The following is a 3784-nucleotide window of genomic DNA, read 5'->3' as shown; positions in this document are numbered from 1 at the left end:
CATCAAAGCGCATTCCTCCCGGCAGTGACCCTACGGGTACAGTGCGGGGCTCCTGCGATTTCTAGCTGAAGCTAAAGGAAGAGGGGTGTTACGGCGGCACTGGGATCCCACTGGCTCCCACTCGGTGGCGGCGGCTGGGGTAATCAGCCAAACTCAGGGACAGGGATCGGGATCCGGCTAGGCTCGAGGCTGGGATGCGGATGGTTCCCTGGAAGACTTGGCTATTGGGGGGCAGCTCCCCCGGCAAACCCTGGGTGAGCGCGTTGATTGACCGTCCATTGTCGTCAGTAATGTTCAGGAAGCTATAGAGAAAGCGCACCGTCTCTGCCGAGTTGTTTTGCATAGCTACATTCAGAACCACTTGGCTTCCCTCGCGACGAACCGAAAGCACCTGCATAGAGACCTGTCCACTGGCGGCAATTGGTAGGGGGGGCGAAGGTGGTGTGGGCGCCGGCGGGGCAGGAACTCCGTCCTGCTGACGCGGACGGGGAGGTGGAGGAGATGGAGTGGCGGGGCGAGGAGTTGGCGACGGGGCCGCCGCCAATTCAGGAGACAATCTGGGGGTGGGTGTTGGAGTGGGAGTTGCAACCGGCGTGGGTGCTGGGGTAAAGAGGGGGGTGGGAGTTGGGGACGGACGAAGGCTGGCTTCGGCTGCTGCAATTACCTCAGCCTCGTTCAGCAAAGGCACAGTACGGGGATCCCGAACTTCGCGGGAAGGAGAAGCCCGACCGGCGCCGGTGACGGGAGAAGAAACCCCCGATAGAGCTCGCTGACCAAATAGGTAGCCCAGACAAGCACTCAACACCGTTGTGAAGAGAAACGCGCTCAGCCAGAACAGCACCCCCGAGAATGTGGAGGCGAACTCCTGAGACGGTTTGGCCGGTCTACGCAAAGGCTGTTAACTCCTGCTGCTAGTTCGCTTTCCTATGATACGAAAGTGACAGAGAAGCTAGGGGTTCTCGACCGGGGCAGAGTTTTTGCGCTGTTGCTCATGGGCCTGTAGCGGGGCGCTGTCTAAGTTGGGCAGCCGCTCCCCCAGCCACCAACCCGGATCTTCCCAGCTCAGGGATCCCAGCCATTTCCCGGCCCGATCTGCCAAGACCAAGCCCAACAAAACGGGAGCAGTGGTGATCCCCAGCGCTAGGCTGAGCCAGAGCGGTTGAGCAGATCGAAAAGAGGCCGAAGCAGCCTTTTGTTCAGGCGGAGATATTGGCTTGGGATCTGTCATGGTCGAGCTTTTGAGCCTGAAGTACAGTCAGGTTATTCGAGATTGTTTTTTCAAGCGTAACCAACTCTCATCTTAGCCTGCGGGGAATTTCTCAAGTAGTTTCAAACAGCAAGAAGGCTTTGCTTGATCTGAGAAAGCCCTGACATTGCTTCCTGATCTAGTGGCCGACAGAGAAGAGGTGCTGCCTGGCGTATGGCTTCAAGGGGCCAATCCCACCAAGCAAGTTGGATAAGCCACTCGATCACTTCAGGTGCAAAACGGTAGCGAACCACCCTCGCTGGCACGCCCGCAACAATGGCATAAGGGGGGACATCTCGAGTTACCACAGCACCCATTCCAACAACTGCTCCATTTCCAATGGTTACCCCCGAGCGAATCTTAGCGCCATAGCCAATCCAAACATCATGGCCAACAACAATATCTCCGCGAGTTACAGGGTGCCCTTTCAAAGCACGAAGCTCTCGCCAGGAATCAGGTAAATGGGTGAAAGGGTAAGTAGTAACCCAGTCAGTATGGTGCTCGTACCCTACGAAAAAATGCACCCCTCCTGCAATCGAAGTGCAACGTCCAATCTTGACGCGGGATGACTCTCCCATCCAATGAAGGAAAAACTCATATCCGTAGCTTAGGGAGCCAATCGTGAGCAGAGGAAAAGGCTCTAAACCGGCGTGAGCAAAATAGGTTTCTCTTCCAGCTGGGCAGCGTGCTCGATTCGGATGGGCATAGAGATTCAGCCTCAGGATTGACCGGGTACCACTCGGCTGAGGACTTCAGAAGGCTGTTGTCGAGGTTAGACTCAAACGTCAGTGGATTTCCATTCTACCCAATGGCGATTGTGCTGATCTGTGGCCCTGTGCGCTCTGGCAAAAGCCGGCTGGCAGAGGGTTTGGCTGCGGCTTCGGGCTTGCCGGTTATCTACCTGGCTACCGGGCCGAAACCCGATCCCAAGACGGATCCAGAATGGGCAGAGCGCGTTCAACAGCACCGGCAACGGCGGCCTTCCAGTTGGCAGACTTGGGAAACCGGGAGGGACTTGGGGGCAGAACTGCAAAAGTTGCCCCAGCCCTGTTGTGCGCTGGTGGATTCGCTGGGGGGATGGGTGGCGCAGGGCCTAGACTGTCCCTCTTCAGAATGGGATCCCTTGGTGCAATCCTTCTTGGCAACCTTGCAAAGCCATAGAGGGGAGATCCTCCTGGTGTCTGAAGAAGTGGGCTGGGGGGTGGTGCCCGCTTACCCACTGGGGCGGCGGTTTCGGGATCGGATGGGGGAACTGACCCAAAGGCTGGCTCCCCTGGCCGACCAAGTGTTTTTGGTAACGGCAGGTTTTGCCCTGGATCTCACCCGTCTAGGGATCCCAGTGGCGAGCAAGACAGAGCAGAGCTGAGATAAGCTGCATTTGCAAGCCAGATAGCTGTGTTGCCGTGCCGATTACCCTCTACCTTCCTGCCAAGGCCATTCAAACTCTGGATCTCACCCCCGGCCATGAGCTGGTGAAAACCTTGATGGCCGATCCCGTGCGTGCTGCCCAGCAGGTGCAATGCGCCATCGATTGGCCGCGCAGCCCTGAGGATCCACGGGAGCTGTCCGAGATCCCGGAGGTGCGCCTGTGGTTTATTCGGTGGGATACGGTCTACCCCTGGATGCCCTACTTTCTCAATTGGCGCCAAGGAGAACTGGCCCGTTACGCGGCTATGATGGTGCCCCACCAATTCAACCCTCGGGAGGGCATTGTTTACAACCCAGAAGCGTTGGAGATCTTTGTCTATCAGAAGATCTTTGTGTTGATGCGGTGGTTTAAGCAGCAGAACCTGGGATCCGTCTCCATGCTGCGGGATATGGCTTTGGTGTTTGGCTTCGAGATCCAGCCGGAGTTTCTCGGCCTATGGGAGGCAGAGCCATGAAGGTGATGGTGGCCAACACCTGGCCGGGGATCCCAGGAGCTACGGCAGTGGCCGACGCTTGGCAGCAGGTGGTTCAACGCCCTTGGGGCCGGCTCAGAGTGGATCCCAACCCTTCGGAAGCTCAGCTAAAGGCCCTCTGGCAACAAATCTCCGAGTGGGCAGGAGAAAAAGATCCCCTACTGGTTTTGCCGGGCAGCGTTGCCGATCCCCTGGGGCCAGGCCAAACTTGGGCGGATCTGGCCCATGCGTGGGGGTTGAGCTTGCTGCTGACGCTGCAGCGGGAGGCCGCTCTGAGCCAAGCTGCCGCTTTTGCCGCCCTGTTGCGCCAAGCCAAGGCCCGCGGTTTGGGGTGGGTGCTGATTGGATCCCTGACCGAAACTGGGGATCCCCAAGCCTTGGAAAAGCTGGATGCAACTTTGATCCCGCGCCTGGAAGCCCAAGTAGGAATGCCGGTGTTGGGGAGAATGGCTCTTGATGGGCAGATCCTTTGGGATCCAGATGCCCTGCTGCTCTGCAATGCTGCCCAACCAAGGAACTGAGCGCCACCCACTGATCCCTGCGGCTCGAACCGTTCCTGATACATTTACGCTGAACTCTCCTGAACATGGTTCAGGAAAGAAGCGATCGCATCCTGCCTATCTCTGAGCAGGAAGGC

6 protein-coding genes are annotated in these 3784 nt (G+C 57.9%); 3 read left to right on the top strand and 3 right to left on the bottom strand.

Going from position 1 to position 3784, the window contains the following annotated elements:
* Window positions 1-88: 88 nt before the first annotated feature.
* The 3 genes from NW839_RS13175 to NW839_RS13165 form a co-directional block, all read right to left on the bottom strand.
* The gene (locus NW839_RS13175; protein ID WP_414380703.1) at window positions 89-892 is read right to left on the bottom strand and encodes a hypothetical protein; all 804 of its coding nucleotides are present in this window, start codon (window positions 890-892) and stop codon (window positions 89-91) included.
* 57 nt (window positions 893-949) lie between these two features.
* Window positions 950-1228, bottom strand: coding sequence for a hypothetical protein (locus NW839_RS13170; protein ID WP_041436124.1), 279 nt, complete (start codon window positions 1226-1228; stop codon window positions 950-952).
* A gap of 101 nt (window positions 1229-1329) precedes the next feature.
* Window positions 1330-1824: a CatB-related O-acetyltransferase gene (locus tag NW839_RS13165; RefSeq protein ID WP_414344544.1), complete on the bottom strand. Its 495-nt coding sequence runs from the start codon at window positions 1822-1824 to the stop codon at window positions 1330-1332.
* A gap of 230 nt (window positions 1825-2054) precedes the next feature.
* Here NW839_RS13165 and cobU point away from each other — a divergent pair, with 230 nt between their 5' ends.
* The 3 genes from cobU to NW839_RS13150 are packed head-to-tail and all read left to right on the top strand — an operon-like array spanning window position 2055 to window position 3668.
* Window positions 2055-2612 (top strand): bifunctional adenosylcobinamide kinase/adenosylcobinamide-phosphate guanylyltransferase, encoded by a 558-nt coding sequence (cobU, locus tag NW839_RS13160; protein WP_414331153.1) that lies wholly within the window; start codon window positions 2055-2057, stop codon window positions 2610-2612.
* A 37-nt stretch (window positions 2613-2649) separates the two neighbouring features.
* Entirely contained in the window at window positions 2650-3129 is a 480-nt protein-coding gene (locus NW839_RS13155) for a CRR6 family NdhI maturation factor (protein ID WP_414352031.1), read from the top strand.
* Window positions 3111-3668: a hypothetical protein gene (locus NW839_RS13150; RefSeq protein ID WP_414352032.1), complete on the top strand. Its 558-nt coding sequence runs from the start codon at window positions 3111-3113 to the stop codon at window positions 3666-3668. Before NW839_RS13155 ends, NW839_RS13150 begins: the two co-directional genes overlap by 19 nt.
* Window positions 3669-3784 lie beyond the last annotated feature (116 nt).

The organism is Synechococcus sp. R5-15, assembly GCF_047462035.1.
Classification (GTDB): Bacteria; Cyanobacteriota; Cyanobacteriia; order Thermostichales; family Thermostichaceae; genus Thermostichus.
The sequence above is the reverse complement of the archived record's forward strand: the minus strand, read 5'-3'. Positions and strand labels throughout refer to the sequence as shown.